The following is an 18,219-nucleotide window of genomic DNA, read 5'->3' as shown; positions in this document are numbered from 1 at the left end:
ACGACGCGGTGGACGGGGAGCAGTGCGGTGCTTGGCCGGCATGGAGGTCCCTTCGGGCGAATGCGAAAGAGGCCGATCGCCGTAGTGGTGGGGAGCTTGAAGGACCAACGAGGTTGGTCACGAGAACGTAACGGGTAGCAATCAAGATCATTAAACGTGGTGTCGGTCGCACGGACGAGCGGCCGGGTGGCCGCGGTCACCGGCAGCCTCGTGTCCCCCGAAGGGGGCAGGATGGGGGGCCGGAGCGACCAACCGGGGGGACGGGCGGCAGGGAGGAACGCGGGTGAGTCTCGGGTCAGGTCCGGTCCGTGTCGGGATCGTCGGCGCGGGCGGCCGGGGCCGCCTGCACGCCCGCAACGTGGCGCTGGCGGGCGGCCGCGTCACCGCGATCGCCGAGCCGCTCCGGGAACGGCGCGAGCGTCTGGCCGACACCCACGACGTGCCCGCCGCCGCCCGGTTCACGCACTGGACCGACCTCGCCGAGCGCGGGGCGGGTCTCGTCGACGTGGTCGTCATCGCGACCCAGGACCACGACCACGCCGACCCCGCCGTCGCGTTCGCGGAGCGCGGCGTCCACCTGCTCTGCGAGAAGCCGATCGCGCCCGACGAGCCCGAGGCCCTGCGCGTCGCCGCGGCGGTGCGCCGCGCCGGCGTGCAGTTCACGATCGCCCACCCGCTGCCCTACGCGCCCTCGACCCGCGCGCTGGTCGCTGCGCTGCGCGCGGGGCGGATCGGCGACCTGGTGTCGGTGCAGCACCTCGAGCCGGTCGGCGCCTGGCACTTCGCCCACTCCTACGTGCGCGGCGAGTGGCGCCGGGAGGACCTCGCGTCGTCGTTGCTGCTCGCCAAGTGCAGCCACGACATCGACCTGCTCACCCACCTGATCGACGACCGCCCGGCCCGTCTCGCGTCGTTCGGGCGGCTGAGCCACTTCCGGCCCGAGCGCCGTCCCGAGGGCGCGGCCGCCCGCTGCCTGGACTGCGCCGTCGAGCCGACGTGCCCCTACTCCGCGCCACGGCTCTACCGCTCGTGCCTCGGCGACCCCGACTGGGAGCACCAGCTGCTCGGCGCCGTCACCGACGTGCCGACCCCGGAGGCCCTCGACGAGGCGCTGCGCGACGGCCCCTACGGCCGCTGCGTCTACGGCTGCGACAACGACGTCGTCGACCACCAGGTCGTCGCGTTCGAGTTCGACAGCGGCATCACCGCGACGCACACCGTCACCGCGTTCTCCGACCAGGCCCCGCGCCAGACGCGGGTGTTCGGCACCCACGGCGCGGTCGAGGCCAACGGCGGCGTCCTGCGCTTCCACGACTTCCGCGCCCACCCCGGACGAGCCGTCGACGTCGTCACCACCGGCGACGGGCGCGCCCCGCACCACCAGGGCGACGAGGAGCTCGTCCGGTGCTTCCTGCGCGCGGTCGCCGACGACGAGCCCGCCGGCAACCTGACCGGTCTCGAGGAGGCGCTGACCAGCCACCGCATCGTCTGGGCCGCCGAGAAGGCGCGGCGCTCCGGGGAGACGGTGCGGATGGCGTGGGACGCCCCGGTCGGGGCCTGCGGATGAAGGTCGGCGTCACCGTCCCCAACTTCGGCCCGGCCGCGACCGCGGACTCGCTACGGGCCTGGGCCGCGGTGGTCGAGGACGCCGGGTTCGACTTCCTCATGGTCGGCGACCACGTCGCCGCCACCCCGGACGTCACCGCCGCCTACCCCGGCCCGTTCTGGGAACCGCTGACGCTGCTCGGCTACCTCGCCGGGGTCACCCGCCGCGTGGAGCTGGGCACGACCGTGCTCGTCGTGCCCTACCGCGACCCGCTGCTGACCGCGCGCAGCCTCGCCGGGCTCGACCAGCTCAGCGACGGCCGCCTCGTCGTCGGCGTCGGGGTCGGGTGGGCGGACGAGGAGTTCGCCGCGGTCGGCGTCGACCCGCGCCGGCGCGGCGAGATCACCGACGAGTACCTGCGCGCGCTCCTCGCGCTGTGGTCCGACGACGTCGTCAGCTTCGCCGGCCGGCACGTCGCGTTCACCGACGTCGACACCCGTCCCCGGCCGCTCCGGCGGCCGCACCCGCCGCTGTGGGTCGGCGGCAACGGGGCGGCGGCGCGGCGGCGAGCCGTCCGGTTCGGGGACGCGTGGCACCCGCTGCGGACGCCCGCCGGGTGGCTGGCGGCGGTCGGGCTGCCGGGTCTTCGCGCGGCCGCCGAGGAGGCCGGGGCCCCGGTGCCCGCGCTCGCCCCGCGCGTGGTCCTGCATCCCACCGCCGAGCTGCGTCCCGACGACGACCGCCTCACCGGCGAGGGCCGGCCCGACCAGATCCGCGCCGACCTCGACGCGCTGCGCGAGCTCGGCGCCACCCACGTCCTGCTCGACACCCACCGCGATGCGGCGTCGGCGGCGCGCGACGACCACGCCGCGCTGCGGGCAATCGTCGAGGACGCGGCGGGCTGGCTAGCGTCCTGAGACCAGGCTCTCCCACGCCCGGCGCCGCGCCTCGGCCAGCGCGCCCCACAGCGGCGCGGTCTCCCCGAGCGCGCCGGCGACGACGGGCACCTCGCGGGGCGCGAGCTCGGCCACCGTGGCCTCGACGTGCGGGCGCAGCCCGGGGATGAGGCCCACCGGCCCGCCGAGGACGAGCAGCGCCGGGTCGACGCACGCGCACACCGCCACGGCCGCCTCGCCCAGCGTGCGGCCGGCGCGCTGCAGGGTCGCGTCGTCGACCGTGCCGCCGGTGGTCAGCGCCTGCGCGGCGACGGCGTCGCCGAACCGGAAGCGCCCGGAGCCCTCGCCGAGCGGGAGGTAGCCGATCTCGCCGGCGAGCCCGCGAGCGCCGCGGACCAGCACCCCGTCGACCACGAGCCCGAGGCCGACGCTGTGCCGTTCGCCGACGTAGAGGTAGGCGAAGGTCGCGGTGCCGACCGCGGCGCCGTGGTCGCGCTCGGCGAGCGCCGCGAAGTTCACGTCGTTGTCGAGCACCACCATCGACGGGTCGACGTCGTGCACGTCCTCGACGCCCACCACGCCTGCGGGGAAGGCGGACTCGTGCAGCTCGACCACCCGGCCCGTCGCCGGGTCGACGGGGTTGGCGATCGACACCGCGACCGCCCGCACCGGCCTGCCGTCGGCGCGCCAGCGCTCGGACAGCGTGGCGAGGACCTCGTGCAGGCGCGGGGCGACGCGGCCGTCGTCGGGCGGGTCGTGGTCGGCGCGCTCGAGGCTGCGCCCGGCGAGGTCGCCGACGGCCGTGCGCACCACGCGCCGGTTGATCTCGACGGCGACGACGACGCCGGCCCCAGGGGCCAGGTCGTAGAGCGTCGCGACGGCCCCCGGCACCCCGGAGCGCGGGCCGACGGCGACGAGGATCTGGTCGGCCTCGAGACGACGCACCGCCTCGCTGATGGCCGGCGGCGAGATGGCGGTCCGCCGCGACAGCTCGGCACGGGTCAGGGGGCCGTCCTCGGCGGCGAGACAGTCGAGGATCGCCCGCTCCGTGGTCGCCCGACGCAGGCCACTGTGGGGGGACGTGCTGCGCCCTGTCTCCTGCTCACGATCGGCCATGACACCTCCTGCCGTTCGCGTGCAGGGTAGGGGTCGCGTCACACGGACGTGTCGTCCTCCCGGAAGACGAGGCCGAGCTGGTCGGCCGCCTCGGCGAGGACGCCCTGGACCGCGAGCGTGTCGTCGAGGGGCATCACGGTGCTCTCGGTGCGCCCGGCGCGCAGACACTCGGTGACCTCGACCAGCTCGTGGAAGTAGCCCGCGCCCGTCGCCGGCAGCTCGATGGTCTCGCCGGGGTCGTTCGTGTCGTGGTGCAGGACGATCGTGCTCGGGTGGTGGAAGCGGGGCAGCACGTCGATCCAGCCCGTCGTCCCGAACACCCGCGCCTGGCCCGGCGAGGGGCTGTGGAACGACGTCTGCAGCGTGGCGTAGCGCCCGTCCTGGAACGCCAGCAGCATCGCCCCGTCGGCGTCGACGCCGGTGGTCTCGCGGGACGCGACGGCCGTGACGCGGTCCGGCGTGCCCAGCACCATCTGCGCGAAGGACACGGGGTAGACGCCGAGGTCGAGCAGCGCGCCGCCACCGAGCTCGGGGGCGAAGAGCCGGTCGGTGGGGTCGACGTCGCGCACCGTGCCGAGGTCGGCCTGCACCGAGCGCGGCTCGCCGATCGCGCCCTCGGCGATGAGCTCGCGCATCCGGACCACGGCGGGCTGGAAGCGCGTCCACATCGCCTCCATCGCGAACACCCCGCCGGTGCGCGCGGTGTCGACGACCCGCCACGCGCCCGCGAGCGTCGCGGTGAACGCCTTCTCCACCAGCACGCCCTTGCCGGCCTCGAGGCAGGCCACCGCGAGCTCCGCGTGCTGCGGGTGCGGCGTGGCGATGTAGACGACGTCGACCTCGGGGTCGTCGACGAGCGCCCGGTAGCTGCCGTGGGCCCGCGCGTTGGGCGCGCCGTGGGTCTCGGCGAAGGCGCGGGCGCGCTCCTCCGAGCGCGAGCCGACCGCGGCGAGGGCGGCACCCTCGACCAGGGCGAGGTCCTCGGCGACCTTCTCGGCGATGCGGCCGGGCCCGGCGATGCCCCAGCGGATGTCGGGCCGGTTCTCTGGCATGCGGCTCACCTTCTCAGCGCGGCCGTCTACGACCCCGGGCGGGCCAGCAGGTCGACGTCCCGGGCGGTCCCGGACACCACCAGCTCGCCGTTCTCCGCGCGCAGCTCGGTCGCGGTGATGTCGAACGGGAGCTGGCCGGGGTCGACGCTCGTCGAGAAGCCCGAGAGTTGGCGGCGCAGCGCGGCGGCGGCCACCTGGCCGGCCTGGCCCGACCCGCCCTCGGCGCGGATGTCGCGCGCCTGCAGCGAGATCGTCCCGCCGGAGAGCCGGAACGTCGCGACGACCTGGACCTGCACGGACTGCCCGCCGATCGTCCGCGTCGAGGTCAGGCGGACCGCGTTGGCGGGGTCGACGTCGGCGAGGGCACTGGCGCTGCCCGACGCGCCCGAGTCGTCGGCCGCGGCGTCGGCGCGCAGCTGCTCGAGGTCGGCCGCGGTGAGCGGCTCGATCGTCAGGTCGCCGACGTCGAGCAGGCGGGCGAGGTCGGTGGGGTTCACCCGGGCCGAGGCGACGACCTGGTCGACGGGGATCTCGCGGACCTGCCCGTTCAGCAGGTTCGCCGTCGGCACCGACACCCCGGACAGGTCGGCGGTCAGCGTGATGTCGCGCAGCTGGCCGTACTGGATGCCCGGCGCCGAGAGCCCGACGTCGTCGTACTGCCCCGACAGGGCCTGGGTGATGAAGGGGAAGCCGCGAACGTCGACGTCCGGCTGGTTCGGCAGCGACAGGGCGTCCTGCAGCGCGGCCCCGACGCGGTCCTCGGCGATCCACCGCGCGCCGAAGTCGACGCCGACGACCACGGCGACGATCACGAGCAGGGTGATGAGGCATCCGCGCACGGAGGACACGGTGTCATCGGTGTCCGTTGTCCCGGCGTGTGGGGCGGACCGGGACCCGCGCGACCCGGCGGGTGGCGCCCGACCGCCGGGGCGGGCGGTGGGGGCCGCTGCGCCGTTCGGCCTGACTCCGGACCGATTCCCGCGCGTCCGGCGTGTCGGGCGGACCCGCCGGGCACCACGCGGCGTTCCTGGCCGTCTGGAACCCCGCGGACGGCAGCAGCACGAGGACGGGAGGGCGCCCATGGCCTCCGACATGAGTACCGGCACACCGATGATCTCCGACGCTGTCGCGCACTGGTTCGACGACGTGTTCCGCATCTACGGCGAGGTGGTGGACTCGCAGCGCCGCCTCGCGGTCGCCCTGATCCACTCGGCCGCGCCGGTGCTCGACGTGGGGGAGCGGGCCGGCGAGAAGGCCGCCTCCGGTGCCGAGCGCCTGTCCGCGAGGGTGCAGGCGCGGCGGGAGGCCCCGCGAGATGACGACGCCCCGCGGGTCACCGACGCGGCCCCGGCCCGCGAGAGCGCCGACGACGGGGGCGGCGCTGTCGTGGACACCGGGGTCGTCGCCGGCGGGCGCGAGGAGTCCGGCATCGGCGTCGGTGTGGAGGGCGTCGGTGTGGAGGGCGCCGGTGTGGAGGGCGCCGTCGAGCCGAGCGGCGGCGAGGTCGACGGCATCGACGTCGGGGACGAGGAGATCGCCGACGTCCTCGACGGCGAGGAGCCGGAGGTCGTCGACGACCTCGACGACACGGACGGTGGCGAGGACACCACCGCGGATGCCACCGAGGACACCGCCGACGACACCACCGAGCAGCCGGCCGAGCTCACCGCCGTCGCCGACGTCGAGGCCGATCTCGGGGACACCGGCGAGACCGTCACGGCCGGCGGGGTCGAGGACGGCGAGGAGGCCGGTTCCGGCGGCGACCCGGAGACCAGGACCGGGCCGGCCACCGAGAACGGCGCCGACGAACGAGCCACCGGCTCGGCGGGCGCCAACGGCGCGCCGCGGCGCCGGGCCTCCGGGACGAAGAAGAGCTCCGGGTCGTCGCGGCCCACGCGCCGCGCGACGTCGGGCACCCGCGGGACGTCGGGCTGAGACACGGACGCCGGCCGGGCCACGAGGGTCCGGCCGGCGTTTCCGCAGTTCAGCGGGTGCGGAGGATACGGGATTCGAACCCGTGAGGGTGTGAGCCCAACACGATTTCCAATCGTGCGCCTTAGGCCGCTCGGCCAATCCTCCGCGGGAGACGATACAGCTCCCGGGTGGGCCGACCCGGGGGCCGGGTCCCGCCCGCTCTCTCCGTTACAGTGGGCACCGGACCCCGCGCGGCGTCCATCCTGTGAACTCCCCCAGGGCCGGAAGGCAGCAAGGGTCAGCGGGCTCTGGCGGGTGCGCGGGGTCCCCTTTCGTCTCCGGGACGCTTCCCCGGCCGTCGGACCCCCCGCGTAGCCTCGCCGTGTGGCTCTGGCGCTGTACCGCAGGTATCGGCCATCGACGTTCGCCGAGGTCGTCGGCCAGGAGCACGTCACCGATCCGTTGCGCACGGCGCTGTCGGCGGGGCGTGTCAACCACGCCTACCTCTTCTCCGGGCCCCGCGGCTGCGGCAAGACCTCCAGTGCGCGCATCCTCGCCCGGTCGCTGAACTGCGTGCAGGGCCCGACGCCCGACCCGTGCGGCGTCTGCGAGTCGTGCGTGGCCCTCGCACCCAACGGCCCCGGCTCCCTCGACGTCACCGAGATGGACGCGGCGAGCCACGGCACCGTCGACGAGGCGCGCGACCTGCGCGACAAGGCGGCGTACGCCCCGGTCAGCTCCCGCTACCGCGTCTTCATCATCGACGAGGCGCACATGGTGACGACGGCGGCGTTCAACGCGCTGCTCAAGGTGGTCGAGGAGCCGCCCGAGCACCTGATCTTCGTCTTCGCCACCACCGAGCCGGACAAGGTGCTCACCACCATCCGCTCGCGCACCCACCACTACCCCTTCCGCCTGCTGCCGCCGAGCACGCTGCGGGGGCTGCTCGAGCGCATCTGCACCGAGGAGGGCGTGACGGTCGAGCCGGCCGTCTACCCGCTGGTCGTCAGGGCCGGCGGGGGGTCCGCCCGTGACTCGCTCTCGGTGCTCGACCAGCTCCTCGCCGGCGCCGACGAGGCCGGGGTCACCTACGCGAACGCCGTGGGCCTGCTCGGCGTCACCGACGTGGCGATCCTCGACGACGTCGTCGACGCGCTCGGGGCCCAGGACGGCCCGGCGGTGTTCGGCGCGGTCGACCGGCTCGTCGAGGCCGGGCACGACCCGCGGCGCTTCGCCGCCGACCTGCTCCAGCGCCTGCGCGACCTCATCCTCGTGCAAGCCGTCCCCGACGCCGGGGAGCGCGGGCTGGTCGACGTGCCCGCCGACGAGATGGAGCGCATGGTCGACCAGGCCCAGCGCCTCGGGCCGGCGGCGCTGGCGCGGCACGCGGAGCTCGTGCACACCGCGCTCACCGAGATGCGGGGCGCCACGGCGCCGCGCCTGCTGCTCGAGCTGGTCTGCGCCCGCATGCTCCTGCCCGCGGCGTCGTCCGAGGACGCGGCGATGGTGCAGCGCCTCGAAGGTGTCGAGCGGCGCCTGGCGCTGGGGGCGTCGGGGCCGCCCGTGGGCGCGGGCGCCGAGGGTGCCGACGAGCCGGCGCGCTTCACCCGGCCGTCGCAGCAGCGCGCCGACGACCTCGACGCCACCGTGGAGCCGCCCACCGACCGGCCGACGGCCACCGTCGCGAGCCGCGACGACCCGCCGCGCGACGTGCCGCACGAGGCTCCTCGGGAAGCACCCCGTGAAGCGCCCCGTGAGCCCCAGCGTCCTCCGGCCCGGCCCGAGCCGCCGGCGCGCCAGGAGGCCCCGGCGCCCGCCGAGCCCGCCCCGGCCCCTGCCGCGTCGGCCCCCGGCAGCATGGACGCGGCGGGCCTGCGGCGGGTGTGGCCGGAGGTCATGAACCAGGTCCGCGAGCGCAACAAGCCCACCCACGCACTGCTGCAGAACGCCACGGTCACGGCGGTCGAGGGCACCACGGTGACGCTCGGGATGCCGACGCCGCCGCTGGCGCGCCAGCTCTCCCAGCCCAACCGGGCCGACCACGTCGCCGCGGCGCTCGGGACCGTGCTGTCGGGGCAGTGGCGGGTGGAGGCGGTGCACGGCACTGGGGACGGCGGGGGCGCCGCGCGTCCGGAGCCGCCCGCCCGCCAGCGTGCCGATCCGCCGCGCCGCCCCGAGCGCCCGCGCCAGGAGCAGCAGCCGGCGCCCGAGCGGCCGGCGGAGAAGCCGCGCGACGCGGGGCAGGCGTCCGCGCCCCCGCAGCGTCCGAGTCGCCCCGCGCCGGGGCCCTCCGACGTCCCGCCGCCCCCGGAGCCCCCGCCCGAGGACGGCGAGGTCACCGAGGAGGACATGTACAACGAGGCCGCCGCCGACCCGGGTGGCGCCTCTGGTGGGGCGCGCGTCGACCCCGAGGAGGCGGCGATGGAGCTGCTGACCTCGCAGCTCGGCGCGCGGCGGGTCGACGGGCGGTAGGGCTCAGCGCGCCGGGACGGGGTCCGGCGCGGGGTCGAGGAGCCGGACGCCCAGCACCGCGAGGCCCGCGGCCAGCACGATGCCCGTGGTCGTCGGGGCGTCGAGGGCGATGCGCTCCCCGAACCACGTCGCGCCGATGACCGTGGCCACCAGCGGGTCGACGAGCAGGATCACGGTCACCACCGGCCCGGCGCGCCGGGCGCGGGCGAGCGCGCGCTGACTCGTCACGAACGACGCCGGGCCGACGATCACCAGCAGCACCGCGGCCAGGGCGTGCTGCGGGTCGGTCAGCACGGCCCCGGGATCGCGGGCGACCACGGCGAGCAGGGAGGCGGCGAGCCCGTAGCCCGCCCCGCAGGCGAGCGCCAGGCCCAGCGCCCCGGGCGGGCCCGGCCGCAGCCGCGCCCCCGCCAGCCCGGCGGCCACGACCACGCCGACGCCCAGCAGGCTGAGCAGGACCGGGGTGCTCGTGAGGTCCACCGGTCCCTCGCCCGCGACGTCCCCGAGCAGCACGACGACCAGGACCGGGCCGGCCATCGCGAGCACGACCCCGAGCAGCGGCCCGCGTCCCGGTCGCCGGCGGGCGAGCAACGACTCGCCGACCGTCGTCCACGCGACCGCCGTCGCGAGCAGGGCCTGCACCACGACCACGGCGCCCTCGGCGAGCGCGACGGCCTGCAGCGCGCTCGCCACGATCGACGCGCCCGTCCCCGCGAGCCACCAGGGCCGGCGCAGGAGCCGCCGGTCCGCGGCACCGCCGAGCTCGTGCGTCGCCCGCTGCTGGGCGACCACCGCCGACCCGGCCGCCACGGCCGAGCCGACAGCGAGCACCTCGGCGAGCACGGTGCTACCCCGCCGCGGACAGAGCCGGTTCGGCGAGCGCGCCCGCGTACCGGGCGACGACGGCCGACGCGTCGCGCTCCTCGGTCCACCACGGCCGCGGCGGGCGGCGGCGCAGGGGACGCGCCCCGAAGCGGTCGATGGCGGCGACGAGCTCCTCGGGCCCGTGCAACCAGGGCGCGATCCCGGCCTCGTCGAGGACCGCGGCGTTGGCGCGGCCGTGCCCGGGGATGGGGCGGTAGGTCACGGCCGGGAGCCCGGCGACCAGCGCCTCGGTGAACGACAGCCCGCCCGCGTTGTGCACGAGCACGTCGGCCGCCGCCATCAGCTCGGGCACGTCGTCGCGCCAGCCGAGCGTCACCACCCGCTCCCGGTCGGCGAGCCGGGCGCGCAGTTTCGTGTTGCGCCCGCACGCGACGACCGACCACGCCCGCGGGTGCCGGCCGAGCGCGTCGACGGCCTTCTCGACCTCGCCCATCCCCAGCGAGCCGGAGACGAGCAGGGCCAGCGGGGCGTCGTCGGGCACGCCGAGCTCCGCCCGCACCCGGCCCCGCGTCGCGACGGGCATCGGGCGCGAGAAGCGCGGCGCGCACAGCGGTCCGACGCTGCGCAGCGCGACGCCGTAGCGGGCGCCGTCGGCCGCCGTGGCGTCGGTGACCGTGAGGTGCTCGTCGAGCCCGGGGTGGCACCAGAGGCGGTGCGCGGCGGGGTCGGTGAGGTAGGTCAGCGCCGGGACGTCGAGGCGCCCGTCGGCGCGCAGCGCGCCGAGCGTCTGGCCGGCGAGCGGGTAGGTCGTGACGACCGCGTCGACGTCGCGCGCGGCCTCCAGGACGGGCTCCTCGGCGACCGTGATCAGCCGTGCGGTGACGACGCTCGCCGGCCGGCGCGGGTGCTCGAGGTCGGTGAAGATGCGGTCGAAGAGCGCGGGCGTGTGGTGCACCGAGGGTGCGTACAGGTCACGCAGCGCCCGGCGGCCCCAGGTGGGGAGCAGGTCGGTCCAGTCGAGCACGTGCGCGGACACGCCACGGCGGTCGAGCCGCCGCACGAGCTCGCGCGCCGCGCCGTCGTGGCCCTGGCCGATCGCGGCGCTGAGCACGAGCACCCGGGGTCGTCGAGACACGTCGACACCCCAACCCAGCCGTCGGGTCAGGGGATGAACGCGCGGTGAGCGCCAACGATAGATCGCGTGGCGGGTGACCCCGCGGGGCGTCAGCCGGCGAGCACCCGTCCCAGGAACGCGACCGCCCGCGGGTAGGCGTCGAGCCGGTTGACGCGCTTCGCGAGCCCGTGGCCCTCGTCGTCGTAGACCGCCATCTCGACCTCGACGCCGTTGGCGCGCACCGCCGCGGCGACCTGCTCGGCCTCGGAGAGCGGCACGCGCGGGTCGTTGGCGCCGTGGATGACGAACAGCGGCGCCCGCACGTCGCCGATCCGGTTGAGGGGTGAGGCGCGCTCGAGGAAGTCGCGGTCGCGCTCGAGCGAGCCGTACTCGCGCTCGCGGTGGGCGCGGCGGTAGGGCGAGGTGTTCTCGAGGAACGTGACGAGCGAGGAGATGCCGACGATGTCGACGCCCGCGGCCCAGAGACCGGGCTGGAAGGCGACGCCCGCCAGCACCATGTAGCCGCCGTACGAGCCGCCCCAGAGCGCCGCGCGGGCCGGGTCGAGCCCGAGGTGGGGCAGGTAGGCGTGCAGGGCGGCGAGGTCGGCCACCGAGTCGAGGCGGCGCTCGACGTCGTCGAGGGAGTACCAGCGCTTCCCGTAGCCCACCGAGCCGCGGACGTTGGGCACGAGCACCGTGTGGCCGTCGCCGACGAGCGCCTGGACGATCGCCGAGAACGAGCGCACCGACTGCCCCTCCGGCCCGCCGTGCACGATCGTCACGCTCGACCCGGACGGCTCGCGCGGCGCGTAGACGAAGCACGGCACGGTCTCGCCGTCCGGCGTCGGCACCCCGTGGCTGGTGGGGTCGACGAGGTCGAGGTCCGCCAGCGGCTCCCGCGACGAGGCGGCCACGGCCGCGCGCCCGCGGGCGGCGTCGACGATGAGGACGTCGGCGGGCGTCGCGGGGTCGGTCCACGTGACCGCGAGCCCCGTCGAGTCCGGCGACCAGCGGGGGGTGGAGAGGAAGTCGGCGACCCCGCCGCGGAGCTCGGGCGGCAGGGCGATCGCGCGCAGGAACGTGCCGTCGACGTCGTGCACCGCGAGGCGGCTCGCGCCGTCGTCGTCGGTGAGGACGAGGAGCAGGCGGCCGTCGGGCGACAGGTGCGCGGCGACGTCGTGGGCATCGTCGGTGACCAGCCACGTCAGCGCGCCGGTGGCGACGTCGAGGCGCGCGACGCCGAGGTGGTCGCGGCCCGCGTCGGTGGTGAGCAGGGCCGCGTTCCCGTCCGGCAGCCACTCGGGGGAGAGGTGGCGGGCGTGCTCGTCGGCGTCGGTGAGCTCGGTGACGGTGTCGCCGGCGAGCAGCAGGACCTGGGAGCTCAGGGCCGGGCGGCCGGGGCGGGTCATGAGGGCCCGCGTCCCGTCGGGCGCGATCGCCGCGTTGCCGACCATCCCGCCGCCGTCGTAGAGCACGGTCTCGGTCCCGGCGTCGACGTCGCGGACGACGAGGTCGAAGTCGACGCCGTTGCGGCGGTTGGTGGCGTAGACGACGCGGCCGCCCTCGAGGACCTCGACGAGCCCGTGGATGTGGTCGGGGTCGTGCACGAGCGGCGTCAGGCCGTCCTCGCCGACGGGCTCGTCGACGGCGTCGGGGTCGAGCAGCGAGAGCTGCGCGCGCTCGTTGCCGCCGGCGTCGTGCGACACGACGACGCTGCGCCGTCCCGGGAGGTAGCGGCCTCCGACGGCGCCGGGCAGCGCGGTCAGCGGGACCCGCGTGCCGTCGGGTCGCAGCTCGACGAGCTGGACGGACCCGGAGGCGTCGTGGCCGGCGAGGATGCGGCCCTCGGCGTCGACGTCGAAGGCGCGCCAGGTGGTCGCGTCGAGGAGGCGGTGCAGCAGGGTGTCGCGCGCGGTGGTCATCGGTGACGAGCCTGCCTGGTCGCGGGGTGCGGCGGCGAGCGCGGCGGCGTGGTTACGCTGGTGACGTGCAACCCGGTCAGAACCCTGAAGGCATGGACATGGGCGCGCTGCTGCAGCAGGCGCAGGCGATGCAGGAGCAGCTGATGTCCGCCCAGGCGGAGCTGGCCGAGGCCGAGGTCACGGGCCAGGCCGGCAACGGCCTGGTCACCGTCACCCAGACCGCCGCCGGCGAGATCCGCTCCGTCAAGATCGACCCGAAGGTCGTCGACCCGGACGACGTCGAGACGCTGCAGGACCTCGTGGTCGGCGCGCTCGCCGACGCGGCCCGCGCGGCGCAGGACCTGCAGGCCGAGAAGATGGGCCCGCTCGCCGGCGGGCTCGGGGACATGGGCGGCGGGCTGGGCCTGCCCGGGCAGTAGACGGCGGTGTTCGAGGGGCCGGTCCAGGACCTCATCGACGAGCTGGGCCGGCTGCCCGGCATCGGGCCGAAGAGCGCCCAGCGCATCGCGTTCCACCTCCTCGCTACCGAGGAGGCCGACGTGACCCGCCTGCAGGAGGCCCTGCAGAAGGTCAAGGTCGGCGTCGTGTTCTGCGAGGTCTGCGGCAACGTCTCCGAGAAGACCCGGTGCCGCATCTGCAGCGACGCGCGGCGTGACGGCGCGCTGGTGTGCGTGGTCGAGGAGCCCAAGGACGTCATGGCCGTCGAGCGCACCCGCGAGTTCCGCGGTCGCTACCACGTGCTGGGCGGGGCGCTCGATCCGCTCTCGGGCATCGGACCCGACCAGCTGCGGGTCCGCGAGCTGCTCACCCGCATCGGTGGCGCCGGCGACGAGCCGGAGATCACCGAGGTCATCCTGGCCATGGACCCCAACACCGAGGGCGAGGCCACGGCCACCTATCTCGTGCGTCTGTTGCGCGACTTCCCGGGCCTGACCGTCACCAAGCTGGCGTCCGGCCTGCCCATGGGCGGCGACCTCGAGTTCGCCGACGAGCTCACGCTCGGCCGCGCGCTCGCGGGTCGCCGCGCCCTCTAGCTCTCAGACCCGGAAGTCCCGGCCCCGCGCGGGGGTCCGGCCGGCGATGAGCACATCGTGGTCGAGCGCCATCTCGGCGCGGTGGAGGCGGGCGCTGCGACGTCGCGTCGCCTCGCGGTGCACCGAGATGCCCACGAGCACACCCACCACGAACAGGGTCCAGAAGACGACCACCGTGATGATGATCGTCATGGCGGTCATCGGTCTTCGCGGACGGTCCCGCGACGGCGCTGCTGGCGCGCGTTCCTCGATCCGGTCATGGGGTCGTGCCTCCTCCGGGTCGCTTCGGTGGGAGGTCCGAGGGTTGTCCCCGTCCCCCCGAGGATGAGAGTGCCGTGTGCCATGCAGCTGCACAAGTGCCACGTGCAATTGCACGCAACGATTGCGTGACGACATGGCCGTCCGACGTCTACCGTGTACGGACAGACGCCGGCCCGGGGGGAAGCTGGCCTACGACCCCGACCCTCGGGAGGCGTGTGGATGAGCCAGTCACCAGGACCTGTGGTGACTCGCCGCCGCCTCGGCGGCGAGCTCCGACGACTCCGCGATGGCTTGGGGCTCAAGCTCGAGGACGTCGCCCGCAACCTTGACTGCTCGCCGTCGAAGATCAGCCGACTCGAGAACGGCAAGGGCGTGCCCCGCTGGCGGGACGTCCGGGACATGCTCGACGTCTACCGGGTGCCGGAGGGCGACGAACGCGAGCGCCTGCTCGACTGGGCGCGTACCGGTCGCACGCCGATGTGGTGGTCGGACTACTCCGACGTGCTCGCGCCGGACATGGCGATGTACGTCGAGTACGAGTGGGACGCGGCACGGATCGATGCCTACGAGGCCCACATCGTCCACGGCCTGCTGCAGACCCGTGACTACGCGCGAGGCGTGTTGCGCTCGGCGTGGGGTGGAACGCATAGCGTGGCCCAGATCGAGCGGCTCGCCGAGGTGCGGATGCGCCGCCAGGGAGCCCTCACCGCCGACCACGGCCTCACCTTTCGCTGCGTGCTCGACGAGTCAACGCTCTACCGCGTTGTAGAGAGCGCGGAAGTGCTCGCGCACCAGGTCGAGCACCTCATCCACATCGCCGAGGCCGAGCACGTCGATGTCCGCGTGCTCCCCTTCAGCGCGGGTCTCGTTCCGGCGAGCAGGGAGTCGTTCGCCAAGCTGCAGTTCACGGCAGGGATAGAGCACGGCATCGTCTACGTCGAGCGCCCAGGCACTGCGAGCGAGTTCTTGGCCGACCGCAACGAAGTGAGCCTGCACGACCGACGGATGGCGGCATTGGTTGCCGCTTCGCTCTCCGAGGACGAGTCCGTTCCTCTGATGAAGCGTGCCCTTCGGCGCATCGGCGACGCCTGATCGTGGGTCGACGTGAAGGTCACCGAGGCAATCCGACAAGATGCCGCGCGTGACCTCGCCTCGACCGCGTCGTGACCTGCGCCTCCGCACGAGCAGCTTCTGCTCCGACGGCGATTGCGTTGGCGTCGCGATCGACGGCGACGAGGTGCGCGTCGTCGACACCAAGTCCTCCGAGGCGCTGCAGTTCACGCCCGCGGAGTGGACGGCGTTCGTCGCGGGCGTCAAGGCCGGGGAGTTCGATCTCCCCCGCTGACCGGTCACGGCCTCGGTCGTGGCCCCGGCGGCGGGTCCCCCGCCCGATAGGGGATCCGCCGTCGGATCAGCAAGATCCGGATTGGTGGAGCGAGCGCTCCGCTGAGCGAGACATTCGCGCCACGCATCCGGATCTTGCTGCGCCGGCACATCCGTGATCGCCGTCTCGATGACGAACCCCCGCAGATCTGAGGGGATCCGTCACCGAGATCGCGATCTTGCTCAGCGCATCGCCCGGTTGACCGCCGACACCACGGCCTTGAGCGACGCCGTGAGGATCGAGCCGTCGATGCCGATGCCCCAGACCTCGACGTCGCCGACCGCGGCCTCGACGTAGGCGGCCGCGCGGGCGTCGTCGCCGGCGGACATGGCGTGCTCGGCGTAGTCGAGGACCCGCACGTCGTAGCCCACCGACGCGAGCGCGTCGACGAAGGCGGCGATCGGGCCGTTGCCAACACCCGTGACCTCGTGCAGGTCGCCCTCGACCTTCAGCGTCGCGCTGAGCTCGGCCTTGCCGTCGTCGTGGGTCTGCACGCGCGAGCTGACGAGCTCCAGCGGGACCCGGCGCTGCAGGTATTCCTCGGTGAAGATGTCGTACATCTCCTTGGCGGAGACCTCGCCACCCTCGGAGTCGGTGACCTCCTGGACGCGCCGCGAGAACTCGATCTGCAGCCGGCGGGGCAGGTCGAGCTGGTGCTCGGTCTTCATCAGGTACGCGACGCCGCCCTTGCCCGACTGCGAGTTCACGCGGATGACGGCCTCGTACGTGCGGCCGACGTCCTTCGGGTCGATGGGCAGGTACGGGACCTCCCACGGGTGCTCGGAGACGTCGTGCCCGGCGTCGGCGGCCTCCGCGTTCATCGCCTGCAGGCCCTTGTTGATCGCGTCCTGGTGCGAGCCGGAGAACGCGGTGAACACGAGGTCGCCGCCCCAGGGGTGACGCTCGCCGACGGGCAGCTGGTTGCAGAACTCGACGGTCCGGCGCACCTCGTCGATGTCCGAGAAGTCGATCTGCGGGTCGATGCCCTGGCTGAACAGGTTCATGCCGAGGGTCACCAGGCACACGTTGCCGGTGCGCTCCCCGTTGCCGAACAGGCAGCCCTCGACGCGGTCGGCCCCGGCCTGGACGCCGAGCTCGGCGGCGGCGACGCCGGTGCCGCGGTCGTTGTGAGGATGCAGCGACAGGATGATCGACTCGCGCCGGGCGAGGTTGCGGTGCATCCACTCGATGGAGTCGGCGTAGACGTTCGGGGTCGCCATCTCCACCGTCGCCGGCAGGTTCACGATCATCGGGCGCTCGGGTGTCGGCTCCCAGACGTCGCCGACCGCGTCGACGATCTCCTTCGCGTACGACAGCTCGGTGCCTGTGTAGGACTCCGGCGAGTACTGGAAGCGCCAGTCGGTGTCCGGGCGCTTCTCGGCCTCCTCGCGGACCAGGCGGGCGCCGTCGACGGCGATCTTCGTGATGCCGGCGCGGTCGGAGCGGAAGACCACGCGCCGCTGCAGGATCGAGGTCGAGTTGTAGAGGTGGACGACCGCGGAGTGGGCGCCCTCGAGCGACTCGAACGTGCGGGTGATCAGCTCGGGCCGGGCCTGGGTCAGCACCTGGATGCGGACGTCGGCGGGTACGGCGCCCTGCTCGATGATCTCGCGGACGAAGTCGAAGTCGGTCTGCGAGGCGGCGGGGAAGCCGACCTCGATCTCCTTGTAGCCCATGCGCACGAGCAGGTCGAACATGCGCCGCTTGCGGGCCGGCGACATCGGGTCGATCAGTGCCTGGTTGCCGTCGCGCAGGTCGACCGCGCCCCACAGCGGCGCCTTGTCGATGACCTTCTCCGGCCACGTGCGGTCCGGCAGCGAGATCTTCTCGACGACGTCGGCGAAGGGCTTGTAGCGGTGCACCGGCATGCGGCTCGGCCGCTGGGTGTTCCACGAGGCCTGGTCGGCCGGGATCTCGCCGTCGGGATGGATGACCGTCGAGCGGATGTCGGCGATGGGCTCGTCGTTGATCGGTGAGCCCGGGGTGATGCTCATGGGATGTCGCGCTCCTGCCTGCTGCACTGCGAGGGATGGCGACCGGCAGCGCGCATCACCCGCGGCGAGGGGCCGGTCTGTTCAGACCCCGCCGCGGCGGCGAAGGAGCAGCCCGGAAGCTGCGTGCGCGCGAGACATCACGCCCCACGGTAGACCCGTGGCGCGCCGCGTCGGTACCCCGGGCGCCCGACCGAGGGCCTCCCGACGTGCTGATCATGCCGCTGAACTGCCCGGACGAGCCGCTCGTGACTCAGGTCGCACCCTTGGCTACCGACGGGTCACTTGCCGTGCCATGATGACCCGCATGGCGCAGGACGCGAGCACGGAGACGGCCGAACAGCGGCGTTCGCACACCGGAGAGGACCTGCGTGCGCTCACCCGTAAGGTCCTGACGGTTGCCGCCTCGGTCATCCGCATCCTGACCGTGATCTTCGCGGCGATCCTGGTCATCCACGTGGTCCTCGCGGTGGCCGGCGCGAACCCCGCCAACAGCATCACGGTGTTCTTCAACGACCTCGCGAACAACCTCACGCTGGGCATCGGCGACCTCTTCATCCCGGCGAGCGAGTCGCTGCGGATCATCCTCAACTTCGGTCTCGCCGCCGTCGTGTGGATCGTCATCGGGATCGTCGTGTCGAAGCTGCTCAACGCCCTCGCGCCGTAGGAACCGCACGCGCGCGGAGTGGGGT

The 18,219-nt window shown here is 74.4% G+C and carries 17 protein-coding genes, 1 tRNA gene and 1 other RNA gene; 10 read left to right on the top strand and 9 right to left on the bottom strand.

The genetic code is table 11. The features are described 5' to 3' along the window. The first annotated feature begins 283 nt into the window (after positions 1–283). Together EV188_RS11855 and EV188_RS11850 are read left to right on the top strand one after the other, a co-directional pair. Positions 284–1,567 carry a Gfo/Idh/MocA family protein gene (locus EV188_RS11855; protein WP_133826489.1) on the top strand — a complete coding sequence of 428 codons (1,284 nt, stop codon included), beginning with the start codon at positions 284–286 and terminating at the stop codon, positions 1,565–1,567. Then, positions 1,537–2,463: a TIGR03619 family F420-dependent LLM class oxidoreductase gene (locus EV188_RS11850; RefSeq protein ID WP_208114155.1), complete on the top strand. Its 927-nt coding sequence runs from the start codon at positions 1,537–1,539 to the stop codon at positions 2,461–2,463. The genes EV188_RS11855 and EV188_RS11850 overlap by 31 nt, the downstream gene beginning before the upstream one ends. On the opposite strand, the gene EV188_RS11845 is transcribed toward EV188_RS11850, so the two are convergent. Genes EV188_RS11845 through EV188_RS11835 form a run of 3 tightly spaced genes read right to left on the bottom strand, consistent with a single transcriptional unit; the run spans position 2,452 to position 5,449 of the window. Continuing rightward, the gene (locus tag EV188_RS11845) at positions 2,452–3,558 is read right to left on the bottom strand and encodes an ROK family transcriptional regulator (RefSeq protein WP_133826488.1); all 1,107 of its coding nucleotides are present in this window, start codon (positions 3,556–3,558) and stop codon (positions 2,452–2,454) included. The two genes, EV188_RS11850 and EV188_RS11845, sit on opposite strands and share 12 nt — an antisense overlap. 38 nt (positions 3,559–3,596) lie before the next feature. Next, positions 3,597–4,610: a Gfo/Idh/MocA family protein gene (locus tag EV188_RS11840; RefSeq protein ID WP_133826487.1), complete on the bottom strand. Its 1,014-nt coding sequence runs from the start codon at positions 4,608–4,610 to the stop codon at positions 3,597–3,599. Between the two features lie 26 nt (positions 4,611–4,636). Next, positions 4,637–5,449 carry an LmeA family phospholipid-binding protein gene (locus tag EV188_RS11835; protein WP_166659847.1) on the bottom strand — a complete coding sequence of 271 codons (813 nt, stop codon included), beginning with the start codon at positions 5,447–5,449 and terminating at the stop codon, positions 4,637–4,639. A gap of 271 nt (positions 5,450–5,720) precedes the next feature. On the opposite strand from EV188_RS11835, the gene EV188_RS11830 reads away from it, so the two are divergent. Continuing rightward, positions 5,721–6,545, top strand: coding sequence for a hypothetical protein (locus tag EV188_RS11830; RefSeq protein WP_133826485.1), 825 nt, complete (start codon positions 5,721–5,723; stop codon positions 6,543–6,545). 59 nt (positions 6,546–6,604) lie between these two features. Here EV188_RS11830 and EV188_RS11825 read toward each other — a convergent pair. Then, positions 6,605–6,689, bottom strand: a tRNA-Ser gene (locus EV188_RS11825). A gap of 74 nt (positions 6,690–6,763) precedes the next feature. Between EV188_RS11825 and ffs the strand changes: the two genes are divergently transcribed. Next, positions 6,764–6,858: signal recognition particle sRNA small type (ffs, locus tag EV188_RS11820), an RNA gene on the top strand. Positions 6,859–6,908: 50 nt separating this feature from the next. Beyond that, a complete protein-coding gene (locus EV188_RS11815; RefSeq protein WP_133826484.1) occupies positions 6,909–8,996 on the top strand; it encodes a DNA polymerase III subunit gamma and tau in 2,088 nt (695 codons plus the stop codon). Positions 8,997–8,999: 3 nt separating this feature from the next. On the opposite strand, the gene EV188_RS11810 is transcribed toward EV188_RS11815, so the two are convergent. From EV188_RS11810 to EV188_RS11800, 3 genes are all read right to left on the bottom strand, one after another. Then, positions 9,000–9,839: a DMT family transporter gene (locus EV188_RS11810; protein WP_133826483.1), complete on the bottom strand. Its 840-nt coding sequence runs from the start codon at positions 9,837–9,839 to the stop codon at positions 9,000–9,002. Positions 9,840–9,843: 4 nt separating this feature from the next. Then, complete coding sequence (locus tag EV188_RS11805) at positions 9,844–10,956, bottom strand: MGDG synthase family glycosyltransferase (protein WP_243741640.1); 1,113 nt, start codon at positions 10,954–10,956, stop codon at positions 9,844–9,846. An 89-nt stretch (positions 10,957–11,045) separates the two neighbouring features. Further along, entirely contained in the window at positions 11,046–12,857 is a 1,812-nt protein-coding gene (locus EV188_RS11800; protein ID WP_133826482.1) for a S9 family peptidase, read from the bottom strand. Between the two features lie 98 nt (positions 12,858–12,955). On the opposite strand from EV188_RS11800, the gene EV188_RS11795 reads away from it, so the two are divergent. After that, the gene (locus EV188_RS11795) at positions 12,956–13,276 is read left to right on the top strand and encodes a YbaB/EbfC family nucleoid-associated protein (RefSeq protein WP_133827069.1); all 321 of its coding nucleotides are present in this window, start codon (positions 12,956–12,958) and stop codon (positions 13,274–13,276) included. A 6-nt stretch (positions 13,277–13,282) separates the two neighbouring features. Beyond that, positions 13,283–13,891: a recombination mediator RecR gene (gene recR / locus EV188_RS11790; RefSeq protein WP_133826481.1), complete on the top strand. Its 609-nt coding sequence runs from the start codon at positions 13,283–13,285 to the stop codon at positions 13,889–13,891. A gap of 3 nt (positions 13,892–13,894) precedes the next feature. Here the strand turns inward: recR and EV188_RS11785 are convergent, their stop codons facing one another. After that, positions 13,895–14,092 carry a hypothetical protein gene (locus EV188_RS11785; RefSeq protein WP_133826480.1) on the bottom strand — a complete coding sequence of 66 codons (198 nt, stop codon included), beginning with the start codon at positions 14,090–14,092 and terminating at the stop codon, positions 13,895–13,897. 303 nt (positions 14,093–14,395) lie between these two features. Here EV188_RS11785 and EV188_RS11780 point away from each other — a divergent pair, with 303 nt between their 5' ends. Next, positions 14,396–15,244 carry a helix-turn-helix domain-containing protein gene (locus EV188_RS11780; protein ID WP_166659845.1) on the top strand — a complete coding sequence of 283 codons (849 nt, stop codon included), beginning with the start codon at positions 14,396–14,398 and terminating at the stop codon, positions 15,242–15,244. A 49-nt stretch (positions 15,245–15,293) separates the two neighbouring features. Next, positions 15,294–15,497: a DUF397 domain-containing protein gene (locus EV188_RS11775; RefSeq protein ID WP_243741639.1), complete on the top strand. Its 204-nt coding sequence runs from the start codon at positions 15,294–15,296 to the stop codon at positions 15,495–15,497. Positions 15,498–15,718: 221 nt separating this feature from the next. Here EV188_RS11775 and leuA read toward each other — a convergent pair whose 3' ends face one another. Then, positions 15,719–17,530, bottom strand: a complete 1,812-nt coding sequence (gene leuA / locus EV188_RS11770; RefSeq protein WP_243741638.1) for a 2-isopropylmalate synthase — start codon at positions 17,528–17,530, stop codon at positions 15,719–15,721. Between the two features lie 304 nt (positions 17,531–17,834). Here leuA and EV188_RS11765 point away from each other — a divergent pair, with 304 nt between their 5' ends. Continuing rightward, positions 17,835–18,194, top strand: coding sequence for a hypothetical protein (locus tag EV188_RS11765; RefSeq protein ID WP_133826477.1), 360 nt, complete (start codon positions 17,835–17,837; stop codon positions 18,192–18,194). Positions 18,195–18,219 lie beyond the last annotated feature (25 nt).

The sequence above is a fragment of the Actinomycetospora succinea genome (genome assembly GCF_004363095.1).
In the GTDB taxonomy this organism is placed as follows: domain Bacteria; phylum Actinomycetota; class Actinomycetes; order Mycobacteriales; family Pseudonocardiaceae; genus Actinomycetospora; species Actinomycetospora succinea.
This window is presented reverse-complemented; position numbering and strand designations above follow the sequence as displayed.

Coding starts and splice junctions, on each gene's coding strand:
- EV188_RS11795 (WP_133827069.1), top strand. CDS start 12,956: ATGGGCGCGCTGCTGCAGCAGGCGCAGGCGATGCAGGAGCAGCTGATG.
- EV188_RS11765 (WP_133826477.1), top strand. CDS start 17,835: ATGGCGCAGGACGCGAGCACGGAGACGGCCGAACAGCGGCGTTCGCAC.
- EV188_RS11840 (WP_133826487.1), bottom strand. CDS start 4,610: ATGCCAGAGAACCGGCCCGACATCCGCTGGGGCATCGCCGGGCCCGGC.
- leuA (WP_243741638.1), bottom strand. CDS start 17,530: ATGAGCATCACCCCGGGCTCACCGATCAACGACGAGCCCATCGCCGAC.
- EV188_RS11800 (WP_133826482.1), bottom strand. CDS start 12,857: ATGACCACCGCGCGCGACACCCTGCTGCACCGCCTCCTCGACGCGACC.
- EV188_RS11785 (WP_133826480.1), bottom strand. CDS start 14,092: ATGACCGCCATGACGATCATCATCACGGTGGTCGTCTTCTGGACCCTG.
- EV188_RS11845 (WP_133826488.1), bottom strand. CDS start 3,558: ATGGCCGATCGTGAGCAGGAGACAGGGCGCAGCACGTCCCCCCACAGT.
- EV188_RS11830 (WP_133826485.1), top strand. CDS start 5,721: ATGATCTCCGACGCTGTCGCGCACTGGTTCGACGACGTGTTCCGCATC.